Raw genomic sequence first — 229 nt, 5'->3', positions numbered from 1 at the left:
GCAAGTTCCAGCGACTACAGTGTCTGTGTAGGTCGCGTCTAGCGTTGAAGAACAGTTATCTGCTTCGTTTGTAACATCTCCTGTTATATTTACTCCAGCATCGTAGTTACATGATGCATCTGTAAATATTTCGATATCTGCCGGAGCAGTAAATGTTGGTGCAATATTATCGGAAACGGTAATGGTTTGCGTTTGTTCTGGCGCAGTGTTACCACAGCTATCTGTTAAT

At 42.4% G+C, this 229-nt stretch carries 1 protein-coding gene; it reads right to left on the bottom strand.

Translation table 11 applies throughout. The features are described from left to right. On the bottom strand, window positions 1-229 hold a 229-nt coding region (locus tag ACVC08_RS00545; protein ID WP_452600564.1), incomplete at both ends, for a hypothetical protein.

The sequence above is a fragment of the Pontimicrobium sp. MEBiC06410 genome, from assembly GCF_053601615.1.
Note: the sequence above shows the minus strand (reverse complement) of the source record. Positions and strands in the feature narration are given on the sequence as shown.